Source organism: Novosphingobium sp. (assembly GCF_032093395.1).
Taxonomy (GTDB): domain Bacteria; phylum Pseudomonadota; class Alphaproteobacteria; order Sphingomonadales; family Sphingomonadaceae; genus Novosphingobium.
In genome coordinates this window covers 1-26,496 of sequence record NZ_DAMDBA010000068.1, presented here as the reverse complement: position 1 = coordinate 26,496, position 26,496 = coordinate 1, and the positions used below count along the sequence as shown (strand labels likewise).

Here is a 26,496-nt window from a genome sequence, read left to right as displayed (position 1 = left end):
CCTCCTGCTTGAGGCGAATCGCCAGCAGGTGGTGCAGCAGCGCCTCGAAGGCATGGAAGAATCCGTGCGCACGCGCCTGCGCCAGGCCAGCCCGACCATCGCTATCGGCGACTTTTCCAGCACCGGCGGCCAGCTTGCCTTCACTGTCCGCGACCCTTCGCAGGTCGACGCGGCGCGCGAAGCGATTCTGCCGCTGACCTCGGGCGCGGGCCTTACCGGCCAGCGCGACTGGGATATCACGGTGCAGGACGGCACGCGTTTCATCCTCGTGCCCACGCAGGCCGGCATCGACCTTGCCATCAGCAGCGCAATGGAAACCGCCGTCGAAGTCGTGCGCAAGCGTATCGACGCGCTCGGCACCAAGGAGCCGGATATCCGCCGTCTTGGCGGCACGCGAATCGACGTGCAGGTTCCCGGCCTCCAGGATCCGGCGGCACTGAAGAACCTGCTCGGCCAGACCGCCAAGCTCGAATTCAAGCTGGTCGACGAAACGGCCGTGCCAAGCGACCTGGCCAAGGGCATCGTCCCGCCGGGGTCGGAGATCGTGCCTTACGCCGATCCCACTTCTCCCGCGGCCGGCGGCGTGCCCGTCATCGCGGTGAAGCGTCTGGGCGGCATCAAGGGCGACGAACTGACCGACGCCAAGCAGGCCTTCGAGCCGCAGACCAACGCGGCCGTCGTTTCGATCACCTTCAACCAGCAGGGCGGCGAGAAGTTCGCCAAGCTGACGACGGAGAACGTGGGCAAGCGCTTCGCCATCATCCTCGACGGCAAGGCTCTTTCCGCGCCCAGCATCAACGAGCCGATCCTGGGTGGCAGCGCGCAGATCTCGGGCAGCTTCAACGTTCAGTCGGCCACGCAGCTTGCCATCTCGCTGCGTTCGGGTGCGCTTCCGGTGGATCTCACCGTCGTCGAGGAACGCACAGTCGGTCCGGACCTCGGCGCCGATTCGATCCAGAAGGGCGTCGTCGCCATGGGCGTCGGCACCGTGCTGCTGATGCTGTTCATCTTCTTCACGTATGGCCGCTTCGGCGTCTATGCGAACCTGGCGCTGTTCATCAACGTGTTGATGATCCTGGGTATCATGGCCGTACTGGGCACCACGCTGACGCTTCCCGGCATCGCCGGGTTCGTGCTGACGATCGGTGCCGCGGTCGACGCGAACGTGCTCATCAACGAGCGTATTCGCGAGGAGCGCCATCGCGGGCGCCGCGTCGTGCAGGCGGTGGAACTGGGCTACAAGGAGGCGAGCCGCGCCATCTTCGACGCCAACATCACCAACTCGATCGCCGCAGTGCTGATGTTCGCCTTCGGGTCGGGCCCGGTTCGCGGCTTCGCGGTCGTGCTGATGATCGGCATCGTCACTTCGGTGTTCACCGCCGTCACGATGAGCCGCATGTGGGTTGCGGGCTGGCTGCGTCGCGCCCGTCCCAGCGACCTGAACGTATAAAGGTACTGGCGCATGAAGCTCCTCAAGCTCATTCCCGATCACACGAACATCCACTTCCTGCGCTGGCAGTGGCCGTTCTTCATCAGCAACCTGCTGGCCATGGCCGCCTCGATCGTGCTGCTGTTCACTTTCGGGCTCAACCTGGGCGTCGACTTCGTCGGCGGCCAGATGATCCGTGTGACCTTCGAACAGAGCGCGACCGCGCCTGTCGCCAAACTGCGCGACAGCGTGGACTCGCTCGGCTTCGGCGAGCCGGTGATCCAGACTTTCGGCAAGCCGAACGAAGTTTCGGTGCGCATGAAGCTGCCCGAAGGCGCGGAAGACAATCCCAAGCTGGCTGACGGGATGGCCCGCAAGATCACCGAGAAGGTCCGCCAGGACTTTGCCGATGCCCGCGTCGACGGTGTCGATTCGGTCTCGGGCAAAGTCTCGGGCGAGCTGTTCCACACGGGTATGCTCGCACTTGGCCTCGCGATGGTGTTCATCTCGATCTACATCTGGATCCGCTTCGAGTGGCAATTCGCGGTGGGTGCGCTCTTCGCGTTGGTGCAGGACATCCTGCTGACCGTGGGCATGTTCTCGCTGACGCAGATGGAGTTCGACCTCAACATCGTCGCCGCACTGCTGACCTTGCTCGGTTACTCGCTGAACGACAAGATCGTGGTCTACGACCGTATCCGCGAGAACATGAAGAAGCATCGCCGCATGCCGATGAACGAACTGCTCGACCTCTCGGTGAACGAGACGCTGTCGCGCACGATCGCCACCTCGCTTTCGGTGCTGATCATGCTCGTGTCGTTGCTGTTCCTCGGCCCCGACGTGATCTTCGGCTTCACCGCCGCCATCACCCTGGGCATCTTCATCGGTACCTACAGCTCGATCTTCATGTCGGCGCCGATCCTGATCTGGCTGGGGGTGAAGTCCGATACGTTCGTGAAGCAGGAAAGCGAGATCGATCGTCAGGACCGGCTCGCCCGCGAGGGTGGCGCCCGTCCATAAGCCTTCTTCCGTGAACCTTCCGGCCTGAACCAGAAGACATCGCAATCGAGAGGGTCGCTCCGGCAAGGAGCGGCCCTTTTCGTATCAGGCGGCGGCGTAGATCGGTTCGCCGGACAGGACGTCGCGCCAGAAACGAACCAGGTTCTGGGCATTCACGCCCCAGGAGAACCGGCTGACATGGGCGGAAACGTCCGATTGGCTCGGCGGGTCGGCAAGAATGTCGCTGACGGCGGCGGCGATCGCTTCGGGCGTGCGCTCGGCAATGCGGCCCGCGCTGGGATCCTGCACCACCTCCCGCGCGCCGCCGATGTCGGGAACGACGATCGGCGTGCCGCAGGCGAGCCCCTCGATCCAGACGTTGGCAAGACCTTCGCTGGCGGAAGGAAGGACCAGCACATCTGCCGCGCAGAGCACATGGGGTAGCAGGTCATGACCGACGAGGCCGAGGAACTGGACGCGATCGCCAAGGCCCAGCCGATCTGCCAGCGCACGCAGGGGCTTTTCGTCCTCACCGACGCCGGCAAGGGCGAGGCGGGCGCCGGGCAGGCGGGCGAGCGCCTCGATCACCAGCGCCTGGCCCTTGCGCGGAATCAGGGAGCCGGGGGTGACGATCAGCGGTCCTTCCGGCCAGATGCCAAGGTTGGGCATGGCCGAGACGAGCGCGCGGGCGGCGCCGCGTTCGATGGGATGAAAGCGCTCATGATCCAGCCCGGTATAATGGACGCCGATGCGCTCGCGCGGCATTCCCAGTGCGACCATGTCCTCTCGCAGGGCCTTGCTGACGGCCAGGATGCCGACAGCCTGCCGCGCGGCCTGGCGCATCTGATCCAGCGCGGCCGGGCGTTGGCTCCAGTAATGGATGTCGGCCCCGCGCGCCTTGACCGTAAGTGGAATCCCCAGCTCGCGCGCCAGCAGCGCGGCGGCGGGGCCATCTGGGAAGAAGAACTGCGCATCGACGAGATCGAATGGCTTTTCGGCGTGGAGGCGGCGAACCAGCGGCAGCACGGCACGGGCGATTCGCGCCGGATTGCCGTTTCCGCCGATCTTCGGAATCAGGGTGAACTTCGGATAATGGACTGTCAGGCCCGCAGAATCGTCGATCTCCGGAACGAGCCTCAGCTTGTCATAAGGGTGGCGTCCGGACAACGGCCAGGGCGGAACGCCTATGGGGCTGACCATGACGAGGTCCACTTCGCCGCCCGCGACGATCGCCCGCATCTGGTTGCCGACGAAGACGCCGAAGCTGGGCTTGACCGGATTGGGAAACAGGGTGGCGAGGGACAGGATGCGCATGGGCTGCCTTTTACCGAGCGAAAGTTAGAGCGTTTTCCGAGTCATCAGGTGGAATTACCTGATGACTCGGAAAACGCGGAAAAGCCAAAAACCTAGAGCTTTCTGACAAGCATCTCCGCAACCGCCAGCCAAGGCGGCGGTTCCGTCGCGATCGGTTTCTGGCCGCTGGCGGGCGGTAGAAGGACCAGTCCCGCCTCGGTGCGATCGAGCAGGCGGCCGAAGGCGAAACGGCCGGCGGGGCAGGGCGCCAGGACATCGCGGTTCACCAGCCGTGCGGCATCGTGCCAGTCGTGCTGCCGCAGCCAGACCTGGTCTCCGGCGCGATACTCGCCGCAGGACGCTCCCACTTCCAGGACCATCCACGGCGCATCGGTTGCGAGATCGCTTGGCAGCAGGGCTTCCCGGCGTGTTCGTGGACTTTCGACGCCGCTTTCGGAGAGCACGGCGACGACGATCGGGACGGCGCTTGCCTCGCTGCGCAAAAGGCTCTCGGGCTCCACGCTCAGAGCCGCAGCGATGCGGTTCATCCAGGCGAGCGAGAGGTTGCGCATCCCCGTTTCCAGCCGGCCGATGGTCTGGGCGGTAGTGGGGGGCTGGCAGGCCGCCGCCACGTCCGCGAGAGTGAGACCCTTTTGCAGGCGGATGTCGCGGATACGGTTTATCATCGAGTCTCGCCGGTTAACCGATATGGTTCCCGCACATCACGCCTGTAATTGGTTTTGGCAAGGCCATGGGGATTTTTCGCATGACCTTTGCCGGCGCTACCCTTCGACCTGCTCTGCCAGTTCCAGCCAGCGTTCCTCGGCTGCGTCCTTTTCGCCGCGCGATTTTTCGATGGCGGCCGTCAGGGTGGCGAATTTCCCCGGATCGCGCGTGTAAAGCGCCGGGTCGGCCATGGCAGCCTCGTCGCGGGCGATAGCGGCTTCCAGTTCCTCGATCCGCTTGGGCAGCAGTTCGTAATCGCGCTGGTCTTTGTAGGAGAGCTTGCCCTTCTTGGGCGGCATCGGCGGAGGCGCGGCGGTTTCGCCCTTTGCCTTGACCTTGCCGGCACTCGTGCGTTCGCGACGCTTCGCTTCCCAATCGGCATAGCCGCCCGCGATGACGTCGATATGGCCGGAGCCGTCGAGACCAAGCGTGACGTTGACGGTGCGGTCGAGGAAGTCACGGTCGTGGCTGACGATCAGCACGGTGCCGTCGTAGTCCGCGATGACTTCCTGGAGCAGGTCCAGCGTTTCGAGGTCGAGGTCGTTGGTCGGCTCGTCCAGCACCAGCAGGTTCGAGGTGCGGGCAAATTCGCGGGCGAACAGCAGGCGCGAGCGCTCGCCGCCCGAGAGAGTGCCGACTTTCGCCTCGACCAGACCGGGATCGAACAGGAAGTCCTTGAGGTAGCCCTGGATATGCTTGCGCACGCCGACCACGTCGATCCAGTCGCCACCTTCGGCCAGAACGTCGCGAATGCGCATTTCCGGGCTCATCCGGCTGCGCTGCTGGTCGATCACGGTGGCGTCCAGCGTCGCCGCGCGCGTCACCTTGCCTTCATCGGGCTGAAGCTCGCCCATCAGGATCTTGAGCAGCGTCGTCTTGCCCGAGCCGTTGGCGCCGACCACGCCGATGCGGTCGCCGCGCTGGATGCGCAAGTTGAAGTCCTTGATGACCGTGCGCTGCGTGTCTCCGGCTCCGAAGCGCTTCGTCACATGCTCGGCGACGATGACCGACTTGGTCTTGCTGTCGTCCGCCACCACGGCGAGCTTGGCGGCGCCCTGCGGACCCATCATCGAAGCGCGCTGGGCACGCATTTCCCACAGCTTGGCTAGGCGGCCCTGGTTGCGCTTGCGCCGCGCGGTGACGCCGCGCTCCAGCCAGTGCGCCTCGATCTTCAGCTTGGCGTCGAGCTTGGCCGCGGCACGGGCTTCCTCGGCGTAGACTTCCTCTTCCCAGGCTTCGTAGCCGCCGAAGCCGATGTCGCGGCGGCGCAGGCCGCCCCGGTCGAGCCAGAGTGTCGCATTGGTCAGGCGGGTCAGGAACGTGCGGTCGTGGCTGATCACCACGAAGGCGCCGTTGTAGCGCTGGAGCCAGGATTCCAGCCAGTCGATGGCGGCGAGGTCGAGGTGGTTGGTCGGCTCGTCCAGCAGCAGCAGGTCGGGCTCGGAGGCGAGGGCGCGGCAGAGCGCCGCTCGCCGCCGCTCGCCGCCGCTCGCGCTTTTCGCCTCGCGCGAAAGATCGATGCCCAGCTGGTCGGCGATGGCCTCTACTTCATGCTGCTGGGGTGCGTCGTCGCCATGGATGGCGAAATCAAGAAGGGTGTCGAACCCAGTGAAGAATGGGTCCTGCTCCAGGGTCACGACGCGCGTGCCGGGCTGCACCGACCGGGTGCCCTTGTCGGCATCGACGGTTCCGGCGATCAGTTTCAGCAGTGTCGTCTTGCCCGCGCCGTTGCGGCCGATCAGAGCCAGCCGGTCGCGCGGACCGATGTTGATGTCGAGGTCTTGAAAGAGCCAGCCGGAGCCCTGGATAAGGCCGAGGCCTTCCCAGCTGAGGATCGGTGCAATTGCCATGGCGCGCGCCCTACAGGCAGCGACGGGGGGCTGGCAAGTTGCCCGGAAAGAAGATCGCGGCGCGCAGAGCGTCTAGGGTGTTTGGGGATTCAGCCCAGGCGGGCCTGCGAACGGCGGCCTTTCGCGCTTCCGGTGCTCACGTACATAAAGTACGCTGCGCTCCGGGTCGCAAAAGCCCACCCTTCTCGGCTCCACCTGAACTGAATCCCACACACCCTAAGGATGCGCGTGTGATTTCGGCCACACCCGTTCTGCGGTGCCGCCTTCCTGCCACATTCAGGACTTGTTCAAGGCGGCAGGGTTAGGCAGCAAGTCGATATGAAACAGGCTCTTTCTTTCCTGACGGCTCCTGCCGCCCTGGCCCTGGCGGCCTTCGGACTGGTCGCGCCCACGTTGACAGCCCATGCCGACCCCGGTGGCGAGCAAGGCGAGGTGCGCCGCGAGCGACGTGCCGGCAACATCCTTTCGATCCGCGAGATCGAACAGATCGTGCTGCCCCGGATGTCCGGCAAGCAGTATCTTGGGCCGGATTACGATTCGGCGGCCATGGCCTATCGCCTGAAGTTCATCCAGAATGGCCGGGTCTATTTCGTAGACGTGGATGCCCGCACCGGGCGGGTGATCGGCCAGTCTCGCTGAACGTCTCGCTGATCGCCGCGCTGATCTTCCCGCCGGGCAGCGGGAACCAACCGAGGGGCCGTCGCTTGACGGTGCCGGGCTTTCGCCCCATTTGAACTCCGCCCGGCGGGCCGTTTTCGCGGCTCCGTCCTCACCAAGGGAGACATCGAATTGCGCATCCTGATCGTCGAGGATGAACCCACGCTCGGCAACCAGCTCAAGACCACGCTGGAACAGACCGGATATGCCGTAGACTTGTCCGTCGATGGCGAGGATGGGCATTTCCTGGGCTCCACCGAAGAATACGACGCCGTGATCCTCGACCTCGGCCTGCCCGAGATCGACGGACTGACCGTGCTGGGCATGTGGCGCCGGGAAGGGCGCAATTTCCCCGTGCTGGTGCTGACCGCACGTGATTCCTGGTCCGACAAGGTGGCCGGGCTCGATGCCGGAGCCGACGACTACCTGGCCAAGCCGTTCCAGACCGAGGAACTGATCGCCCGCCTGCGCGCGCTGATCCGCCGTGCCTCGGGCAACACCTCCAGCGAACTGACCGCGGGGGACGTGCGGCTCGACACCCGCTCCGGGCGCGTCACCCTGGCCGGTGAGCCGGTGAAGCTCACCGCGCAGGAATACAAGCTGCTGTCCTACCTCATGCACCACAAGGGCAAGGTGGTCAGCCGCACCGAACTGATCGAGCATATCTACGATCAGGATTTCGACCGCGATTCGAATACGATCGAGGTTTTCGTCACCCGCATCCGCAAGAAGCTGGGTGCCGATGTCATCACGACGATCCGTGGCCTTGGCTACAGCCTCGACGATCCCGCAGAACCCGGCCGCGGGTGACGTGCCGGCCCCGGAACCGGGCCAGGGCTCTGTGACGGTGGACGAAGTCGATGCCGGCAGCGTCGGCGGCGCCCATGTAAGGTCCGCGAACACCGGTTCGCTGGCCCGTCGCATGATGCTGATCGCAGCGGGGTGGATCTTCATTCTGCTGCTGGTCGGCGGGCTTGGGCTCGACCGGACCTTGACCGGCCTCATCACCCGCAATTTCGACGAAGGCCTGGGCTACATGCTGACCGGCATGATCGGCTCGGTGGAAATCGGGCCGGACGGAGAGGTGTTCTTCATCCGCCCGCTCGGCGATCAGCGATTCCTGGAGCCGAATTCCGGCCTCTACTGGCAGATTCGCGCCAAGGGGCATGAGGATTTCCCCTCGCGCTCGCTCTGGGATCGCACCATCAACGTCCCCCCTGAGCATTTCGACGCCCGGCAGCACGTCTACGACAGCGACCAGTTTCCCGGCGAGCCTTTGCGCGTGATGGAGCGTGCCGTCATTCTTCCCGGCAGCGACGCCCAGTGGATGTTCACCGTCGCCGCCAGTCGCGCCGATCTCAACGACCAGATCAAGATGGTGCGCGGCATCCTCGTCTACAGCTTCGTTGCGCTAGGTTTCGGCCTGCTGCTCATGGCGGGAATGCAGACCTGGTACGGCCTGTTTCCGCTGCGGCATGTACGCCGGGCAATCCAGAAGCTGCGTACGACCGGCGCCAGCCGGGTCACTCAGCCGCTACCGCAGGAAGTGGAGCCGCTGGTGAACGAGCTCAACGCCCTGCTCGCCCATACGGAGCGTCAGGCCGAGGAAGCGCGTACCCATGCCGGCAACCTTGCCCATGCGCTGAAGACGCCGCTGACCGTCGTGATGAACGCCGCCACCGCCAAGGCCCCCGATCTTTCGGATACCGTGATTCGCGAGGCGGCGGTCATGCGTCGTCAGGTCGATCATCATCTCGCGCGGGCAAGGGCGGTGGGCCGCCGTGCGGTGGGGCAATCGCGCGCGGAAGTCTGGCCCAGCGTGGAGGCGGTCCTGCGCGCCGTCGAGCGCCTTTACGACCAGGCGCGTCTTGATCTCGACGGCAATCACGATGTCGCGGTCGCGTTGGAAAAGCAGGATCTCGAAGAGATTCTCGGCAATCTGATCGAGAATGCCGCCAAGTACGGTGGCGGCAGCGTTTTCGTCACCGTCGATACCGACCGCACCTCGCGGTTCTGCGAAATCTGGATCGAGGATGACGGCATGGGCATCCCGGAAGCCGAGCGCATCCGCATCTTCGATCGCGGTGCGCGCCTCGATACCGGCAAGCCCGGCACCGGGCTGGGCCTTGCCATCGTTCGCGATGTCGTGGAGATTTACGGTGGTACCGTGGAGCTTGACGAAAGCGAGGATCTGGGCGGTCTTCTGGTCAAGCTCAAGCTGCCGCGCGTGGATTTCTGAGTGTTGTCCGGGCGGGTTTTTCGGGGGAAGGGGCGCACAGGCGGTTGCGGCCTCGGCCATTCGTCCCCATTGGCGCGGTCTATCAGATCAAGGATATGCTCATGACCGATTCCATCAAACTTTCGCTGTCGTCGGACGAGATCGAAATGATCGTCGATGCGCTGGAAGCCGACCTCGAAGGCTATGTCGAGGCTGCCAAGGAAGCGCGCGGCAACAACAACCGCGAAGACGTAACCACGTTCACCGAGGCCGCAACCCGCATCCAGACGCTGATGTCGAAGCTGCAGGATCTGGTCGAGGAATAAGGTTTCAAGCTGGCGAAGAGCTAGTTTTCAGGCCGGCCAAGAATAAGGTTTTAGACAGGCGTCGTCCCGGACTTGATCCGGGACCGCTGTCAAATCTTTAGGCGATAGTTTGCTTTGAAGCGCCCTGCCGACAGTTGGGCTAGTCCCGGCCAGCGGTCCCGGATCAAGTCCGGGACGACGTTGCATCCAAATGTCAGGTTTCGTTCTTCGCCCGCTCGTGGTGGCGGATCACTTCGTCGATGATGAAGCGGATGAACTTTTCGCCGAAATCCGGATCCAGATTGGCCTCTTCCGCAAGCTTGCGCAGGCGCACGATCTGTCGCTCCTCGCGGCCGGTGTCCGAGGCGGGCAGGTCGTTCCGGGCCTTGTAGGCGCCGACGGCCTGGGTGATCCGAAAGCGTTCCGCCAGCATGTGGATCAGGGCGGCGTCGATATTGTCGATGCTCGCACGGAAACCGGCGAGAACGGGGTCGGCTGCGGGAGTGTCCTGGGTCATCGCGAGGTCCGCTAGCACGGCTTCGCCGGCTCTTCCAGTCGGGGCGTTTGTCCGGCCGATGGCATTCGCTCTTGCGTTACGGTCGCCGAACGCGCAATGCGCGGTGCGATGAGTGCCGAAGTTCTCCCCCTGCGCGCACGCGGGTCGCAGCCTACCCTCGCTCCCATGCTGGCGCTCACCGCTCCCGGCATGAACAGCGTCAATGCCGTCATTCTGGACCGGATGCAGAGCGAAATTCCGCTCATCCCGGCGCTTGCCGGGCATCTGATTTCGGGCGGCGGCAAGCGCATGCGCCCGATGCTGATGGTCGCCGCGGCGGAAGTCTGCGGCTACCAGGGCACGCGCCACCACAAGCTGGCCGCCGCCGTGGAGTTCCTGCACACCGCCACGCTGCTGCATGACGACGTGGTAGACGGTTCCGACATGCGCCGGGGCAAGGCCGCCGCCAATATCGTGTTCGGCAATCCCGCCACGGTGCTGGTGGGCGACTTCCTGTTCACCCGCGCTTTCGAGCTGATGGTGGAAGACGGCAGCCTCAAGGTTCTCAAGATTTTCTCCAAGGCCAGTTCGATCATCGCTGAGGGGGAGGTCGATCAGTTGACCGCCCAGCGCCGGATCGAGACGAGCGAGGAACACTACCTCCAGATCATCGGTTCGAAGACGGCCGCTCTGTTCGCTGCCGCCACCCGCATCCCGGCGATCGTTGCCGAGAAGAGCGAGGCCGAAGAACACGCGCTCGATTCCTATGGCCGCAACCTGGGCATCGCCTTCCAGTTGGTGGACGATGCGATCGACTACGATTCCGAGGCGTCCGAATCGGGCAAGGACAAGGGCGACGACTTCCGCGAGGGCAAGATGACCCTGCCGGTGATCCTGGCCTATGCGCGGGGCAACGCCGAGGAACGCAAGTTCTGGGAAGACGCCATTGCCGGCTTCCGCACCGAGGACGAAGACCTGGCCCATGCGGTGAAGCTCATCAACCGTCACGGCTGCGTGGAGGCGACGCGTGAGCGCGCGCGCCTTTATGCCCAGCGGGCCATCGATTCGCTGTCGATCTTCCCGGCCGGCGCCGCGCGCGAAGCGATGTGCGAGGCCGTGGAATTCGCGGTGGCGCGCCGCTACTGAGAAACCCTTCCGGCAATGAACTACCGACGCCGGGCCATCGTGCCCGGCGTTTTCGTATCTGCGTTCAGCCAGTATGAACCAGAATCAGCTGTTTGCCGGACAGGTAGATGACGATTTGGCCGATCCTGCGCCGTTTCGGTTCTTCTGAAGCATCCGGGGCTGCGCCCGGGTGGGTTTTTCGGGCAACACGTCGCAATGCAATGAGGGTGCAACAAGCCCGCAATTGCCGTGGCATGGGAAGCACCCTATCAACCCGCGCCATGCCCGCCGAATCCGAGCTGGTGTCATCGGGCTATCAGCCCGGGTCACCGCGCCAACGCCTCGTATCTTCGATCCTCTCCGGGGGACTGATCCTGCTCGCGCTGCTGGCGGCGATCTATCAGACCGGGCTCGTTCCCGAACTGGCCAAGAAAACCACGTCGCTGACGACGTTCGATGTCGTGGATCACGATCGCGACAAGGGCGGCGAGAAGCCTGCCACGCCCAAGCAGCGCGAAGAGAAGAAGGTCGAACGGAAGCAGGAGCAAAAGGCGGCCGTCGTTCAGGAGAAGGTGCTGACCCCGCCTGTCGAAAAGCCGGTCGAGAAGAAGCCGGCCTTCACCTTCCTGAAGTTGTCGAGCCAGGAATTCGCGGCGGCCGATATCGGCAAGATGAAGGGGCAGGGGCTTGCGCAGTCCTCGCCCGCACCTGCCGGTTCCGGTGGGACTTATGGGCCGGGTGAAGGTCCGGGCGGCGCCACGCTCTACAATGCCGACTGGTTCCGCCGTCCGACCGATGCGCAGTTGGGCGGCTATCTTCCGGCGAAGCGGCCCGATACCGGCTGGGGCATGATCGCCTGCCAGACCATCGACAATTACAAGGTCGACAATTGCCAGATCCTGGGCGAATCGCCGCGAGGGTCCGGGTTTGGCCGGGCGGTGCTCAACGCGGCCTGGCAGTTCGAAGTGCTGCCGCCGCGCATCAACGGCAAGCCGCAGCTTGGCACCTGGGTACGCATCCGCATCGATTACGGAACCCGGCGGGCAAGCTGATCATCAGGCCAGGTGCCAGGCTTTCGACGAGGCATCCACCATGACCAGCATCTCTTCGAGCGCCATGGGCCGCGCAAAGTGGAAGCCCTGAGCCAGTGAGAAGCCGGCGATGCGTGCGCTGAGAAGCTGGTCCTCCGTCTCGATTCCCTCGATCACGCATTCCAGCGACAGCGCGCGGGCCAGGTTGCGGATCGCCGAGATCAGGCGGCGGCCCACGGCTTCGTCAAGGCGCGGCGCAAAACTGCGATCGATCTTGACCATGTCCAAAGGCAACTGGTGCAGCGACGAAAGGCTGGAATAACCGGTTCCGAAATCGTCCAGCGCAATGCGCGCGCCGGTTGCCCGCAGGCGATCCAGCACTTCGCGCGCCTTGTCGACTTCGGCGATCAGGGTGGTCTCGGTAATCTCGAACGTCAGGCGCCGCGCATCGCAACCGCTGCGCGAGATGCTCTCCAGCAGAGTGGCGACCGTCTCCGCATCCGAGATGTCATGGCCTGAGAGGTTGAACGAGATCGAGAGCGGGTGAGGCAAGAGGGCCAGCGTATCCAGAGCGCGGTCGAACAGCGTTGCCGTCACCTCCCGCGCCCGGCCCACCCGTTCTGCCGATGCGATCATCATCTCTGGCGCGATTTCCCCGAGGACGGGCGAAGTCCATCGAGCCAGGCATTCGAAGCTGACCGGCTGGTTGCTTTCGGTCGCGATGATCGGCTGGTAGGCGACGGAAAGTTCGCGCGACAGCTCTGCACGCTGCATCGCCGCATCGAGGGCCTGCTCGGACCGGATCAGCGTTTCCAGCTGATCGGAAAAGCGCACGCATTGTCCACGGCGGTGGTTCTTGGCGTGATAGAGCGCGAAGTCGGCGCGATCGTAGAGCGAATGGGCATTGCGGGCGCTGTCGGGATGGATCGCGATTCCGGCGGAGCCGCCGACCGCCACCGTCACTTCGCCTATGCGCGCCGGCATCCGGATCGCGGTGCAGAACTTCTGCGCGATGGCTTCCGCCTCGTCCGGGCCGCCCGGCACGATGAAACCGAATTCGTCTCCGCCCAGACGGGCGATCGTTACGGAAGGATCGCATTGCGCGACCAGGCGGGAACCGATGACCTGGAGCAGGCGGTCGCCCTGCGCGTGGCCATAAGTGTCGTTGACCGGCTTGAAGCGGTCGAGGTCGATCAGTCCCACACAGAAGACCTGATCCTCGGCCCTTTCGAGCAGGGTTTCCAGAGCAGCGAAGAAGTAGCGGCGATTCGGCAGGCCGGTGAGCGCGTCGGTCTGCGCGAGGCGTGCGTTCTCGTCGCCCAGTGCCTGTGCCTGCCTGCGTTCTACCCGCAGTTCGCGCTGGGCGCCTTCCAGTTCGACGAAGGAATCGTAGGTATCGCGCAGGATCTTGAGGATCACGGCGGCCACCAGGGCGATGTTGATGGCGATCGCCGTGAGCGTGGCGGAACCCGTGGCAACGCAATAGGCCAGGAACATCCCGAGGGCGGTCAGGCAGATCAGCAATGCCGCCGTGGGCAGGAATGTAAGGCAGAACACGCAGCCCAGCACCGTCACCGAGACGAAGACCGCGACATGGCCATGCTCGTACGGCCCGCCATAGCGATCCAGGCACAGCGACCAGATCGTGAAGGCCGTCGCGAAGACCAGCGAAAGCCAGATCGCCCTGCGCATGCGCCGCAGGGCCAGATGCGCGTCGAGGTCTTGCTGGCCGATGGGGCGCAGCCATACCAGCATGCGGATCAGGCACCCGGCGATAAGGATCGCCGGGATCGTCAGGGTCAGGTAGCCCGGCGCCAACGCCCGGTGCGTATAGGCGAGAATCGCCGCGTTGACCGACAACAGCCCGTAGAGCGGTGGGATTCGCTCGCGCAGACCCAAGAACTGCGCCACGGGCAGCGGATAGTGCCCGGCACGGTGCATCTTGTTCTGGAACGAATTGACGTCGGACAACACGAGAACTCCTGAGAGTTTTGCTTAGGTATAATTCCTTGATGAAGCGTGGACGTCTCGAACAGTCTCATCCGTTTCGGACCCGGCAATGAGATGGACGAAGCCTTTCCCGCTTCATAAGGAGCATGCGTGAGCGGGCTTCCCATCCTATCCGTATTGCCCGAAGTCCTGTCCGCATTGCGTGACGGTCCTCACGCTGTGCTGATAGCGCCGCCGGGGGCGGGCAAGACCACGGCGCTGGCCCCGGCGCTGCTGGACGAGCCCTGGTGTACCGGCACTGTCATCCTGCTGTCTCCGCGCCGCGTGGCCGCGCGGGCCGCCGCCGAGCGGATGGCCGAACAGTTGGGCGAGAGGGCCGGCGAAACGATCGGCTATGTCACCCGCCTCGACGTGAAACGCTCGGCGCGAACCCGGGTTCTGGTGATGACCGAGGCGATCTTCGTGGCGACTATCGTCTCCGATCCGGAGCTTTCCGGCGTGTCCGCCGTACTCTTCGACGAAGCGCACGAGCGGCATCTCGACAGCGATCTCGGCCTCGCGCTCGCCATCGAATCAGGGCAGGTTCTGCGCGAAGACCTGCGCATCGTCGTGATGTCCGCCACCATCGACGGGACGCGCTTTTCGCGCCTCCTGGGCAGTGGGGTTCGGGTGATCGAGAGCGCAGGCAAGGCATGGCCGCTCTCGATTCGCTGGCTCGGAGGATCGCCGGATCAGCGAATCGAAGACGCCATGGCCACCGCTGTACTGACCGCATGGCGCGAGCAGGACGGGGATATCCTCGCCTTTCTTCCCGGCGTGCGCGAAATAGATCGGGTGGCGGAACGCCTGGCGGAAAAGCTGCCCCAGTCGCTTGCCCTGCCGCCGCTCGTCCTGCCGTTGCATGGGCAATGTGAGCCCGCGGCCCAGCGCGCGGCGATCCGCCGCGATCCGCAAGGCCGCCGCCGCGTGGTGCTGTCCACCGCGATCGCCGAAACCTCGCTGACTCTGGATGGCGTCTCGGTCGTGGTGGACAGCGGCCTGTCGCGCCGTGCCGAGTTCGACAAGGCGGCGGGCGTTACCAGACTGGTGACGAACCGCGCCAGCCGTGCCTCGGCAGCGCAACGCGCCGGACGCGCCGCCCGCCAAGGGCCCGGAACGGCCTATCGCCTTTGGGAAGAGGCGGCCCACGCAGGACGGCCCGAGTTCGATCCGCCGGAAATGCTCACGAGCGATCTCGCTCCGCTCACGCTCTCCCTGGCGCAGTGGGGAGCTGGCGATCCGGCGGCCATGGCCTGGCTCGATCCGCCGCCGACCCCGGCGCTGGAAGCCGCCAGGCGCCAGCTCCAGACGCTTGGCGCCCTGGATGGAGACGCGCGAATCACGTCTTTTGGAGGCAAGGTCGCTTCCCTGCCGATGGATCCGGCGCAGGCCGCCATGATCCTCCATGCCGCCGAGCGAGGCGCGGCGGTGGATGCGGCAAAGCTCGCCCTGCTGCTTCAGGAGCGCGGGCTGGGCGGTCGCAGCGAGGATCTGGCGCAGCGTCTCTCCCGCTGGAACGGCGATCGCTCCCCTCGTGCGGAAGCCTCGCGCAAGTTGGCGGCCGGCTGGGCACGGCGCGCGCGTGGGCTGACCTCGGGCGCTGGCGATGGCCATGACATTCCCGCCGGAGTCCTGCTGGCGCTCGGCCGTCCGGACATGGTGGCACGCCGCCGCGATGCGACGGGCGAGAACTGGCTCTCGGCCGGGGGCAGGGGCTATGTGCTCGATCCGGTCTCGCCGCTGGCCACGCGCGAATGGCTGGTGATCGGCGATGCGCAAGGACAGGCCAAGGGCGCGCGCATCCTGTCCGGCGCTTCGCTGGAGACCTCCGAAGTCGAGCAAGGCCTGGCCGATCGAATCGAGCGGCGGTCGGTCATGCGCTGGAACGAGGCGGAGGGGCGGGTCGAAGCACGTCTGGAGCGGCGTCTGGGGGCTATCACGCTGGCAAGCGGCCCCGATCCCGCGCCGGATCCCAACGCGATCTCGGCATTCCTGCTGGAACGCGTGCGGGAGAAGGGCCTCGATCTCGTTCCTTTCGGCAAAGGCAGCCTGTCGCTGCTGCGGCGGGCTCGCTATGCGGGAATTGAGGCGCTTTCAGAGGAGGCGCTGGTCATTGATCTGGACGATTGGCTGGGCCCGCTGCTGGGGCGGCGGCTCGATGCGATCGACAAGGGGGCGCTTGCCGAAGCCTTGCGCAATCGCCTGACCTGGGACGATCAGCAAAGCCTCGAAAGGCTTGCACCGCCGGAATTCCGCAGCCCGGCCGGAAGCACCCATGCGATCGACTACGAGGACGAGGGCGGCCCCAGTGTGGAAGTGCGCGTGCAGGCGCTGTTCGGTCTGGATCGCCATCCGACCTTCGGGCAGCCCGCGCAGCCGCTCCTGCTCAAGCTGACCTCTCCTGCGGGGCGGCCGATCCAGACCACGCGCGACCTGCCCGGATTTTGGCGGGGATCGTGGCGCGACGTGCAGCGCGACATGAAAGGTCGCTACCCCCGGCACCGCTGGCCGGACCAGCCGTGGACCGAAGATCCCAGCCTGAAGACGCGCAATGCGTTCGAGAGAAGCAGGAATACGTGATTTGCGCTTGATTCTCTCCCTGATTCGGAGGCAAAGCGCTGGGCCATGAGTGCACGCATCTATCAGCGCCCGAAGAACGCCATGCAGTCCGGCAAGGCACTGCTTGACCAGTGGGTCCTCGAATTCGCTCCCTCCGAAGCGAAGAAGCCCGATCCCTTGATGGGGTGGGCCGGCTCCGGCGACATGCAGCAGCAGGTCACGCTGAAGTTCCCGACCGTGGAGGAGGCCAAGGCCTACGCCGAACGCTACGGCATCGAGGCCGAAGTCCATGCCACGCCGCCACGCCGCCTGAAGATCCAGGCCTACGCCGACAACTTCCGCTGACATCCACGCGCTTGCGCGCTTTAATTAGTGCGCTCGCCGCGCTTCAATTCACGCGCTAGCGCGCTTTTCCAGGCATGATCGGCCCGCGTTTTCCAGAGGAAAGCGCGGGCCGATGCCGTTTAGGACTGCCTCGCGAAGACAAGCTGGAGCCCTGGGGCAAAACCGGGCGAAAAGTCTGGAGATCCGGGCTGGACAAACCTTTCGCGGGCCGCCATATGCCCGGCCGGGAGTCGGGTGGACGTTTGCGTTCGCCAACCTGGTCAGGTCCGGAAGGAAGCAGCCACAACGGATAGCGGCGGGTCGCCCGGCTCCTTCAGCCCACATCGTGACAAGATAGCGTACCCGCCGAAGCGCAGGCTTTTCGGCGCGGTTTCGGCTCTGGGCTGTGGAGCAAATTGCTTTTCCCCTGACATTCCGGCGCCACGCCCCTAGTTTGGCAGGCGATGAACGATTCACGCGACATGTTCGGCGATACACCTCCCTGGGATGACAAGGAGGAAGACGCCGCTCCGAGCCCGGCGGAGCTGGAAGAGGCGGGACAGGCGTCGATGTTCGGTGATCCCCAACCTGCGCCTGCGCCCGCACCGGAACCTGCGCCGATCGAGTCGGCTGCGGTCGAACCCGAAGTCGAGCCTGTCGTAACAAAGCCGGCCGCTTCGAAACCGGACGCGCCGAAACCGGCCGCGCCGAAGCCAAGTTCCCCGGAAGCTTCCGCGCAGCCCTATCGCGTGCTCGCGCGCAAGTATCGCCCGCAGACTTTCGCGGAACTGATCGGGCAGGAAGCGATGGTCCAGACCCTCGCCAACGCCATCAAGCGCGACCGGCTGGCCCATGCCTTCCTGATGACCGGCGTGCGCGGGGTGGGCAAGACTTCCACCGCTCGCCTGATCGCCAAGGCGCTCAACTGCATCGGACCCGACGGGCAGGGGGGCCCCACCATCGACCCTTGCGGTCAGTGCGAGCCGTGCCGGGCGATCGCCGAAGGGCGTCATATCGACGTGATCGAAATGGACGCCGCTTCCCACACCGGCGTCGACGACGTGCGCGAGATCATCGAAGCGGTGCGCTATGCCGCCGTCTCGGCGCGCTACAAGATCTACATCATCGACGAAGTTCACATGTTGTCCCGCAATGCTTTCAATGCCTTGCTCAAGACACTTGAGGAGCCGCCGGCCCATGTGAAGTTCCTTTTCGCGACTACCGAAGTGGACAAGCTGCCGGTCACGGTACTGTCCCGCTGCCAGCGCTTCGACTTGCGGCGCATCCCCGCGCCGATGTTGGCCGGGCACTTCGCCAAGGTCTGCGGGCTGGAAGGCGTCGAGGCAGAGGAAGAGGCGCTCGCCATGGTCGCTGCCGCCGCCGAGGGTTCGGTGCGCGACGGCCTGTCGATTCTCGACCAGGCGATCGCTCATGCCGATCTCGACGGAGAGGGACAGGTCCGGGCCGACAAGGTTCGCGACATGCTGGGCCTTTCGGACAAGAGCGTGCAGCGGCACCTCATCACCGCGATCCTCGACGGAAAGGGTGGCGAACTGCTCGAACTCGTGGAGCGCCAGTTCTCCTTGGGCGTCGAGCCGATCGCGATCATGCGCGGGCTGATGACGCTGGTGCATCGCGTGGCGGTGGCGCAAGTGGCGGGCGGCGCGCACGATGCGCATTCGGCGGAGGAGCGAGAGGCGATCGAGGGCTGGGCCAAGGCGCTCAAGGCCGGACAGGTCCATCGCATCTGGCAGCTCCTGCTCAAGGGTCATGAGGAAGTGAAGTCCGCGCCCGATCCGCTGGTGGCTGCGCAGATGGCGCTGCTGCGGATCCTGCACGCGTCCGACATGCCGGATCCGGGTTCGCTGGTGAAGAAGCTGGAGGAACTGGCTGCCCGCGCTCCGGTCGCTGCGCCTGAGACTTCCCGGGCCGTAGATGGCGGCGGTGCGGACGGCGCTTCCGCGGCTCTGGCTGCTCCCGCGCCGACAGCCGCAGTTGAGGTCCGGCGCTGGGAAGAACTGGTCGAAGACGTCGAGCACATGGGCGAACTTTCGATCGCGAACACCATGCGCATGCAGGTTCGCGTCGTCGAGCTTGGCTCCGGGCTCCTGCGCTATGCGCAACCGCAGGGTTTCAGCGAAGACATCGCAGGTCTGCTGCGTGGGGCACTTGCCAAGGCGACCGGCGAGCGCTGGGAAGTCCACAAGCTCGGCGAGCAGGAGGGCGTCATCGCCATGCCCACGCTCGTCGAACAGGCCGAAGCGAAGAAGAATGCCGAAAGCGATGCGGTCAGCCAGCATCCTTTGGTGGTGGCGACCAAGGCCGCCTTCCCGCAGGCGGAAATTATTGAAGACGATCGTCCCCTCGCCGTCGGCGGTGGCGGACGCAATTGGAGACGTTGAGATGAAGTCCATGGAAGAGATGCTCCAGGCAGCGCAGCAAGCAGCCGAGACCATCCAGAAGCAGATGAACGAGGCGCAGAACAAGCTGGACGCCATGGAAGTCGAAGGACTTTCCGGCGGCGGCCTGGTGAAGATCCGTTGTTCGGCCAAGGGTCGCGTGATCGGCGTCTCGATCGACGACAGCTTGATGCAACCGGGCGAAAAGCAGATCCTCGAAGATCTGATCGCCGCCGCTTACAACGACGCTCGCGTCAAGGCGGATTCGGTGGCGGGCGAAGAACTGGCCAAGGCCCAGCAGGGCATGGGCCTGCCGCCGGGCTTCAAGATGCCGTTTTGATCGAGGGGCTCTTTCGTCCCGAACGGCCTTGATGCGCGATTTCCGTCAGGCGTTTTCCGTCAGGTTTGGGGAAAATTCCGGGAAATTGCGCTATATTGGATCAAAGCTCCGGTATTTTCCGGAGTTGCGATCTAGGGGGAATGGGAAAGTGATGCGGCTATCGCTTCCACAGTCTTTCGGCGGCAATCCCATTGCGCGGTGCGCGAGAGACCCCATATCGTCCCGCGCCCCATATTGTTTCGGGAAGGCCGGGGGGCTCTCAGCTGCCCCGCGTGTGTGTTGAAATGGAAATGACCTTGAACCTGCTTCCGCTGCTTCCCTTGCGCGACATCGTCGTGTTTCCTGGCATGGTCGTGCCGCTTTTCGTCGGGCGCGAGAAATCCGTGGCCGCGCTCGAAGCGGCGATGGCGGGTGAAAAGGACATCTTCCTCCTCGCCCAGCTCGATCCGGGCTGCGACGATCCCGACCGTGACGATCTCTACGATACGGGCGTGATCGCCAGCGTCCTCCAGCTTCTGAAGCTGCCGGACGGCACCGTGCGCGTGCTGGTCGAGGGGCAGGAACGCGCCAAGCTCGATGCCCTGCGCACGGAACAGTCCGCCGAGGGCGAGATGCTGGTGGCGCAGGTCGAACGCCTTGAGCCTGTCGAGGCGGACGGCACCGAAACCGAAGCGATGATGCGCTCCGTCGTCGATCAGTTCGGCGAATATGCCAAGCTCAACAAGAAGCTCTCGCAGGATGCGGGCGACCAGTTGGGCGAAATCTCGGATCCGGCCAAGCTGGCCGATACGATCGCCGCGCAGCTTTCCGCCAAGGTGGGCGACAAGCAGGCCGTGCTCTCCGAGCCGGACCCGCTCAAGCGGCTGGAGATGGTGTTCTCCTTCATGGAAGGCGAACTTGGCGTGCTCCAGGTGGAGCGCAAGATCCGTGGCCGCGTGAAGCGGCAGATGGAAAAGACCCAGCGCGAGTATTACCTCAACGAGCAGCTCAAGGCGATCCAGTCGGAACTCGGCGGCGGCGATGGCGAAGAGGCGAACGAGCTTCAGGAGCTTCAGGAGCGCATCGAAGCGACGCGTCTCTCGAAGGAAGCGCGCGAAAAGGCCACGGCCGAGCTGAAGAAGCTCAAGTCGATGCAGCCGATGAGCGCCGAGGCGACGGTCATCCGCAACTATCTCGATGTGCTGCTGGGCCTGCCCTGGGGCAAGAAGAGCAAGTTGAAGCGCGACATTTCCGAAGCGCAGACCGTGCTCGACGCGGATCACTATGCGCTCGACAAGGTCAAGGACCGCATCGTCGAGTACCTTGCCGTGCAGGCGCGCACCAACAAGCTGAAGGGGCCGATCCTGTGCCTCGTCGGGCCGCCGGGCGTTGGCAAGACCTCGCTGGGCAAGTCGATCGCCAAGGCGACGGGCCGCGAGTTCATCCGCCAGTCGCTGGGCGGCGTGCGCGACGAGGCCGAAATTCGTGGCCACCGCCGCACCTATATCGGCTCGCTTCCGGGCAAGATCGTGACCAACCTCAAGAAGGCCGGCAAGTCCAACCCGCTGTTCCTGCTCGACGAGATCGACAAGCTGGGCCAGGATTTCCGCGGCGATCCGGCTTCGGCGCTGCTCGAAGTGCTCGATCCGGAACAGAACGCGAAGTTCCAGGACCACTACCTGGAGCTGGACATCGATCTGTCGGACGTGATGTTCGTCTGCACCGCGAACAGCCTGAACCTGCCGCAGCCGCTGCTCGATCGCATGGAGATCATCCGTCTCGAAGGCTATACCGAGGACGAGAAGGTCGAGATCGCCGAGCGTCACCTCGTGCGCAAGCAGGTGGAGGCGCACGGCCTGAAGAAGGGTGAGTTCACGCTGACCCAGGACGGCCTGCGCGACCTGATCCGCTATTACACCCGTGAGGCGGGCGTCCGCACGCTGGAGCGCGAGATCGCCAAGCTGGCGCGCAAGTCGCTGCGCCAGATCCTGGAAGGCAAGGCGAGCGACGTCACGATCACCCCGGAAAACCTCTCCGAGTTCGCGGGCGTACGCAAGTTCCGCCATGGCGTGGGCGAGGAAGAGCACCAAGTGGGCGCCGTTACCGGGCTTGCCTGGACCGAAGTGGGCGGCGAACTGCTGACGATCGAAAGCGTGACCGTTCCGGGCAAGGGCCAGATCAAGGCTACCGGCAAGCTGGGCGATGTCATGAGCGAGTCGATCCAGGCGGCCTTCAGCTTCGTCAAGGCCCGCTCGCCTGCCTATGGCATCAAGCCCTCGACGATCCAGAAGAAGGACATCCACATCCACCTGCCCGAGGGCGCGGTACCCAAGGACGGTCCTTCGGCGGGTATCGGCATGGTCACGTCGATCGTCTCCACCCTGACCGGCGTGCCGGTGCGCAAGGACGTTGCCATGACCGGCGAAGTCACCCTGCGCGGCCGGGTGCTGCCGATCGGTGGCTTGAAGGAAAAGCTGCTGGCGGCCCTGCGCGGTGGCATCACCACCGTGCTGATCCCGGAAGAGAATCGCAAGGATCTCGCGGAGATCCCCGATAACGTGAAACAGGGGCTCGACATCATCCCGGTTTCGCATGTCGACGAAGTGCTGGCCAAGGCGCTCACCGAACCGCTTGAGGCCATCGAGTGGACCGAGGCGGACGAACTGGCAGCGGCGCCTTCGCAGGCACCGACGTCTTCCGCCACCGCGCATTGAATCTGTCGCCGGACACTCTTTCCATTTCCGGAGAGGGTGTCTCGGCGGCAATTTTCGGTCGAACTGGGGTGCTTAAAAGAAAGTCTTTTGCGTAGGGCGCTTGTCACCGGCGTGCGCACCCTGTAACGGCCCCCTTCCTGCCATGCGCCTTGCCGCAGGATTTTGCTAGAAGGATCTTGAAATGGGTTACCGGGTTGCCGTCGTCGGCGCGACCGGAAATGTCGGCCGCGAAATGCTCAACATCCTCGCCGAGCGCGAATTCCCCTGCGACGAAATCGCAGCGGTGGCTTCGTCGCGTTCGACCGGGACCGAGATTGAATTCGGCGAAACCGGCAAAATGCTCAAAGTAAAGAACATCGAGCATTTCGATTTCACCGGCTGGGATATCGCTCTCTTCGCTGCGGGCTCCGAGCCTACGAAGATCTATGCGCCCAAGGCCGCTGCCGCAGGCTGCGTGGTGATCGACAACTCGTCGCTCTACCGCATGGACCCGGACGTGCCGCTGATCGTGCCGGAAGTGAACCCGGAAGCGATCGACGGTTACAAGGCGCGTAACATCATCGCCAACCCCAACTGCTCGACTGCGCAGATGGTCGTGGCGCTCAAGCCGCTTCACAACAAGGCGAAGATCAAGCGCGTCGTCGTCTCGACCTACCAGTCGGTTTCCGGCGCAGGCAAGGCGGGCCTCGACGAACTGTTCGAGCAGAGCCGCGCGATCTTCGTGGGCGATCAGGTCGAGCCCAGGAAGTTCACCAAGCAGATCGCCTTCAACGTGATCCCGCACATCGACAGCTTCCTGGACGACGGTTCGACCAAGGAAGAGTGGAAGATGGTGGTTGAGACCAAGAAGATCCTCGATCCAAAGATCAAGCTGCAGGCCACCTGCGTGCGCGTGCCGGTCTTCGTCGGCCACTCGGAATCGCTGAACATCGAGTTCGAGAACGAAATTTCGGCCGAGGAAGCACAGGACATCCTGCGTGAAGCGCCGGGCATCATGCTTGTCGACAAGCGTGAGGACGGTGGCTACGTCACCCCGATCGAGAGCGTGGGCGACAGCGCGACTTACGTCAGCCGCGTTCGCGAAGACCCGACCGTCGAGAACGGCCTCGCGCTCTGGTGCGTCTCGGACAACCTGCGCAAGGGCGCTGCGCTCAACGCGGTGCAGATCGCCGAACTGCTGGGCCGCCGTCACCTCAAGAAGGGTTGATGCGGCAGGCTTAGGCCTGAACTTACGCAAAAAAGGCCTGCGAAGCACGCGCTTCGCAGGCCTTTTGCTTTGGCTTTATGGGCCCCGTCGCGCCGCCCTTAATCCCGTTCGTCCCCGACCGCCTTCATCTGCGCATAGGCGGCATCGCGCGCCTCGCCTTCGAGTGTAAGAAGATAGCGCGCGGCTTCCTTATAAGTCAGAAAAGGCTGCTCATCGGCCATGATGGGAACGGTCCGGCCGTTATAGATGCGCTTCAGCAGGCGGCGTTGCGGCCGGCTCAGCGGCAGGTTTTCGCCGCTTGTCTCTTCGAGAGGGATTTCCATGCGGCCGTTTATCATGGCGGCTGTGTCATGTCTTTGGTTTGCGCCGGCTCGCGGGCACGTTACTCTCACCCGATGAGCCAAACCCTGACCGGCGGCTGCCAGTGCGGCCGCATTCGCTACGAGGCCAAGGTCGAGAACGACGAGGCCTATCTTTGCCACTGCCGCTATTGCCAGAAGGCGACCGGCGGCTTCGCGGCGGCTTTCGTGCAAGTATCGAAGGCCGGTGTCCAATGGGCGCACGAGCCTGACTGGTATCAAAGCTCCCCCATCGCGCATCGCCCGTTCTGTGCGCACTGCGGCACGCCTCTCGGCTTCGACTTCATCGAGAGCAGCGGCAACATGGACCTGACGCTCGGCAGCTTCGACAAGCCGGAATTCTTTCGCCCCGTGGCGCATTCCGGTGCTGAGAGCTTGCATCCCGCGTGGCTCGATACCAAGGACCTGCCCAGGCACTACAGCGCATCGACCGAAAGCGTCGCTTCGCGCTGGAAGGCGGCAGGACTGGAGGTTCCCTAAGTGAGCGATCTGCGCAAGGAAGTCATCGAAGGTTACGCGGGCACCGATCTGGCGGTGCATGTCACGGGCGATTCCGGCGCGCGGCCCTTGCTGCTGCTCCATGGCCTTTTCTCCAGCGCCGACGTGAACTGGATCAAGTACGGCAATGCGAAGATCCTGGCCGATGCCGGGTTCGAAGTGTTCATGCCGGACCTGCGCGCGCATGGTCAGAGCGGCGCGCCGCATGATCCCGAGGCCTATCCCGCCGACGTGCTGGTCGAGGACCTCAAGTTGGTGATCGCCGCGCTCGGCCTTACCGATTACGACCTCGGCGGTTTCTCGCTCGGCGCGCGGACTTCGGTGCGCGGCGTGCTGGCGGGTCTGGCTCCGCGCAAGCTGATCCTTGGCGGCATGGGCCTTTCCGGCCTCTCTGGCTGGGCGCGGCGCAGCGCGCACTTCGTGGATGCCATCGACCGCTTCGGCACGATCGAGCGCGGCGACAAGGCTTTCGTCGCGCAGGCTTTCATGAAGTCGATGAAGATCGATCGCGTCGCCGCGCGGCTGCTGCTGGGCTCGGTGGATGATACCGGCGCGGACGCCATCGCTCAGATCGCCATGCCGACACTCTGCGTTTGCGGGGCGGAGGATCACGACAACGGCTCGGCGCCGGAACTGGCCGAGGCGCTGCCGCAGGGGCGCTATGTCGAGACGCCGGGCAATCACATGTCTTCGGTGACGTTCAAGGATATGGGCAGGGCTCTGGCCGAGTTTCTGCTGGATTGAAGATAAAGGAAGACCGGGGGATGATCCCCCGGACCCTCGGAATTGGCGACGTTGTGCGCCGCCTATCCGTCGTGCGCTCCTTGCGGCGCAGCCATTAAGTCTCCCGACGCAGCCATGGGCGCACGACGCTGTTGGTCCGCGAGACCTAGACGGTAATGGGGGTGCAGGGGGGCGTTGCTCCCCTGCTTTTACCCTTTTCTTCCTCCCTCAACAGTTGATCTCACGCCGAGGGCGACTAGTCTCCCGCGCCATCAGAGAGACAAATGAGGACGACCCCATGAAATTCGCATCCACCGCGCTTGCCGCGCTCGCGGCAGGGCTTTCGTTCGGCGTGGCCGCGCCGGCCTTTGCCGAGGACGCGCCGTCCTACCCGGAAACCGCGCAAGGCGCCGCCGAGTTCGTGGCCGCTGCCGAGAAGGACCTGTTCGATTTCTCGGTCGACAATGCCCGCGTCAACTGGGTGAACTACACCTACCTGACCGACGATACCGATGCGCTGGCGGCGCAGTCCAACGGCCTGCTGACCGAGAAGCAGGTCAACTATGCGGTGGAAGCGGCGAAGTTTGCGAAGCTGCCGGGTCTCGATGCCGACGTTTCGCGCAAGCTGGGCATCCTGCGCCAGAGCATCGTCCTGCCCGCGCCGACGACGCTCGGCGCGGCGGCGCAGCTCAGCGAGATCAGCACGCGCCTGGCCTCCACTTACGGCAAGGGCCGCGGCACGCTGGACGGCAAGGAAATCAACGGTTCGGACATCGAGTCGGAAATGGGTAACCTGACCCACACCCCCGCCGAGTTCGCCGAAATGTGGACGACCTGGCACGACAATGTCGGCAAGCCGATGAAGGCCGACTACGTGAAGATGGTCGGCATCGCCAACCAGGGCGCGAAGGAACTCGGCTATGCCGACGTCGGCGCCATGTGGCGTTCGGGCTACGACATGACGCCGGAGCAGTTCTCGGCCGAAACCCAGCGCCTCTGGGAAGAAGTGAAGCCGCTCTACATGGCGCTGCACACTTACGTGCGCCACAAGCTCAACGAGAAGTACGGCGATGCCGTGCAGCCCAAGACCGGGGCGATCCGTGCCGACCTGCTCGGCAACATGTGGGCGCAGGAATGGGGCACGATCTATCCGCTGGTCGCGCCGAAGGGAGCGGGCGATCTCGGCTATGATATCGGCGATCTGCTGAAGGCGCAGGGCCGCACGCCGATCGACATGGTGAAGGCGGGTGAGGGCTTCTACTCGTCGCTCGGCTTC

23 protein-coding genes and 1 other RNA gene are annotated in these 26,496 nt (G+C 64.6%); 18 read left to right on the top strand and 6 right to left on the bottom strand.

Annotated elements, in window-relative coordinates; translation table 11 throughout:
* A partial coding sequence (gene secD, locus RT424_RS18755; protein WP_313441305.1) for a protein translocase subunit SecD occupies positions 1 to 1,450 on the top strand: 1,450 nt, incomplete at its 5' end.
* A gap of 12 nt (positions 1,451 to 1,462) precedes the next feature.
* A complete protein-coding gene (gene secF, locus RT424_RS18750; RefSeq protein ID WP_313441303.1) occupies positions 1,463 to 2,449 on the top strand; it encodes a protein translocase subunit SecF in 987 nt (328 codons plus the stop codon).
* 84 nt (positions 2,450 to 2,533) lie between these two features.
* On the opposite strand, the gene RT424_RS18745 is transcribed toward secF, so the two are convergent.
* The 3 genes from RT424_RS18745 to RT424_RS18735 form a co-directional block, all read right to left on the bottom strand.
* Positions 2,534 to 3,742, bottom strand: coding sequence for a glycosyltransferase (locus RT424_RS18745; protein ID WP_313441301.1), 1,209 nt, complete (start codon positions 3,740 to 3,742; stop codon positions 2,534 to 2,536).
* 92 nt (positions 3,743 to 3,834) lie between these two features.
* The gene (locus RT424_RS18740) at positions 3,835 to 4,407 is read right to left on the bottom strand and encodes a helix-turn-helix transcriptional regulator (protein WP_313441299.1); all 573 of its coding nucleotides are present in this window, start codon (positions 4,405 to 4,407) and stop codon (positions 3,835 to 3,837) included.
* A 96-nt stretch (positions 4,408 to 4,503) separates the two neighbouring features.
* On the bottom strand, positions 4,504 to 6,297 hold the full coding sequence (locus RT424_RS18735; RefSeq protein WP_313441298.1) for an ABC-F family ATP-binding cassette domain-containing protein: 1,794 nt from the start codon (positions 6,295 to 6,297) through the stop codon (positions 4,504 to 4,506).
* A 318-nt stretch (positions 6,298 to 6,615) separates the two neighbouring features.
* On the opposite strand from RT424_RS18735, the gene RT424_RS18730 reads away from it, so the two are divergent.
* The 4 genes from RT424_RS18730 (at position 6,616) to RT424_RS18715 (ending at position 9,498) form a co-directional block, all read left to right on the top strand.
* Positions 6,616 to 6,936 (top strand): PepSY domain-containing protein, encoded by a 321-nt coding sequence (locus RT424_RS18730; protein ID WP_313441297.1) that lies wholly within the window; start codon positions 6,616 to 6,618, stop codon positions 6,934 to 6,936.
* 150 nt (positions 6,937 to 7,086) lie between these two features.
* Positions 7,087 to 7,764 (top strand): response regulator transcription factor, encoded by a 678-nt coding sequence (locus tag RT424_RS18725; RefSeq protein WP_021232972.1) that lies wholly within the window; start codon positions 7,087 to 7,089, stop codon positions 7,762 to 7,764.
* Positions 7,765 to 7,876: 112 nt separating this feature from the next.
* Positions 7,877 to 9,193, top strand: a complete 1,317-nt coding sequence (locus tag RT424_RS18720; protein ID WP_313441307.1) for a HAMP domain-containing sensor histidine kinase — start codon at positions 7,877 to 7,879, stop codon at positions 9,191 to 9,193.
* Positions 9,194 to 9,294: 101 nt separating this feature from the next.
* Entirely contained in the window at positions 9,295 to 9,498 is a 204-nt protein-coding gene (locus RT424_RS18715) for a hypothetical protein (RefSeq protein WP_313441295.1), read from the top strand.
* 193 nt (positions 9,499 to 9,691) lie between these two features.
* On the opposite strand, the gene RT424_RS18710 is transcribed toward RT424_RS18715, so the two are convergent.
* Complete coding sequence (locus tag RT424_RS18710; protein WP_313441293.1) at positions 9,692 to 9,994, bottom strand: chorismate mutase; 303 nt, start codon at positions 9,992 to 9,994, stop codon at positions 9,692 to 9,694.
* 108 nt (positions 9,995 to 10,102) lie between these two features.
* On the opposite strand from RT424_RS18710, the gene RT424_RS18705 reads away from it, so the two are divergent.
* Positions 10,103 to 11,119 carry a polyprenyl synthetase family protein gene (locus RT424_RS18705; protein WP_313441291.1) on the top strand — a complete coding sequence of 339 codons (1,017 nt, stop codon included), beginning with the start codon at positions 10,103 to 10,105 and terminating at the stop codon, positions 11,117 to 11,119.
* Positions 11,120 to 11,379: 260 nt separating this feature from the next.
* Positions 11,380 to 12,150, top strand: a complete 771-nt coding sequence (locus tag RT424_RS18700) for a hypothetical protein (protein WP_313441289.1) — start codon at positions 11,380 to 11,382, stop codon at positions 12,148 to 12,150.
* A 3-nt stretch (positions 12,151 to 12,153) separates the two neighbouring features.
* Here the strand turns inward: RT424_RS18700 and RT424_RS18695 are convergent, their stop codons facing one another.
* A complete protein-coding gene (locus RT424_RS18695; protein WP_313441287.1) occupies positions 12,154 to 14,100 on the bottom strand; it encodes an EAL domain-containing protein in 1,947 nt (648 codons plus the stop codon).
* 129 nt (positions 14,101 to 14,229) lie between these two features.
* Between RT424_RS18695 and hrpB the strand changes: the two genes are divergently transcribed.
* The 7 genes from hrpB (at position 14,230) to RT424_RS18660 (ending at position 23,640) form a co-directional block, all read left to right on the top strand.
* Positions 14,230 to 16,698 (top strand): ATP-dependent helicase HrpB, encoded by a 2,469-nt coding sequence (gene hrpB, locus RT424_RS18690; RefSeq protein ID WP_313441285.1) that lies wholly within the window; start codon positions 14,230 to 14,232, stop codon positions 16,696 to 16,698.
* 45 nt (positions 16,699 to 16,743) lie between these two features.
* The gene (locus RT424_RS18685) at positions 16,744 to 17,022 is read left to right on the top strand and encodes an ETC complex I subunit (RefSeq protein WP_313441283.1); all 279 of its coding nucleotides are present in this window, start codon (positions 16,744 to 16,746) and stop codon (positions 17,020 to 17,022) included.
* Between the two features lie 223 nt (positions 17,023 to 17,245).
* An RNA gene (ffs, locus tag RT424_RS18680) (signal recognition particle sRNA small type) lies at positions 17,246 to 17,340 on the top strand.
* A 125-nt stretch (positions 17,341 to 17,465) separates the two neighbouring features.
* Positions 17,466 to 19,403, top strand: coding sequence for a DNA polymerase III subunit gamma/tau (locus tag RT424_RS18675; protein WP_313441281.1), 1,938 nt, complete (start codon positions 17,466 to 17,468; stop codon positions 19,401 to 19,403).
* A 1-nt stretch (position 19,404) separates the two neighbouring features.
* Positions 19,405 to 19,740, top strand: a complete 336-nt coding sequence (locus tag RT424_RS18670) for a YbaB/EbfC family nucleoid-associated protein (protein ID WP_313441279.1) — start codon at positions 19,405 to 19,407, stop codon at positions 19,738 to 19,740.
* A 290-nt stretch (positions 19,741 to 20,030) separates the two neighbouring features.
* Positions 20,031 to 22,433, top strand: coding sequence for an endopeptidase La (gene lon, locus RT424_RS18665; protein WP_313441277.1), 2,403 nt, complete (start codon positions 20,031 to 20,033; stop codon positions 22,431 to 22,433).
* 181 nt (positions 22,434 to 22,614) lie between these two features.
* Positions 22,615 to 23,640 carry an aspartate-semialdehyde dehydrogenase gene (locus RT424_RS18660; RefSeq protein WP_313441275.1) on the top strand — a complete coding sequence of 342 codons (1,026 nt, stop codon included), beginning with the start codon at positions 22,615 to 22,617 and terminating at the stop codon, positions 23,638 to 23,640.
* Positions 23,641 to 23,738: 98 nt separating this feature from the next.
* On the opposite strand, the gene RT424_RS18655 is transcribed toward RT424_RS18660, so the two are convergent.
* Positions 23,739 to 23,963 (bottom strand): hypothetical protein, encoded by a 225-nt coding sequence (locus RT424_RS18655; protein WP_313441273.1) that lies wholly within the window; start codon positions 23,961 to 23,963, stop codon positions 23,739 to 23,741.
* A 72-nt stretch (positions 23,964 to 24,035) separates the two neighbouring features.
* Between RT424_RS18655 and RT424_RS18650 the strand changes: the two genes are divergently transcribed.
* The 3 genes from RT424_RS18650 to RT424_RS18640 all read left to right on the top strand — a co-directional run.
* A complete protein-coding gene (locus RT424_RS18650; protein WP_313441271.1) occupies positions 24,036 to 24,479 on the top strand; it encodes a GFA family protein in 444 nt (147 codons plus the stop codon).
* Positions 24,480 to 25,241 (top strand): alpha/beta fold hydrolase, encoded by a 762-nt coding sequence (locus RT424_RS18645; protein WP_313441269.1) that lies wholly within the window; start codon positions 24,480 to 24,482, stop codon positions 25,239 to 25,241.
* A gap of 277 nt (positions 25,242 to 25,518) precedes the next feature.
* Positions 25,519 to 26,496: M2 family metallopeptidase (locus tag RT424_RS18640; protein WP_313441267.1), on the top strand; the 978-nt coding region annotated here is incomplete at its 3' end.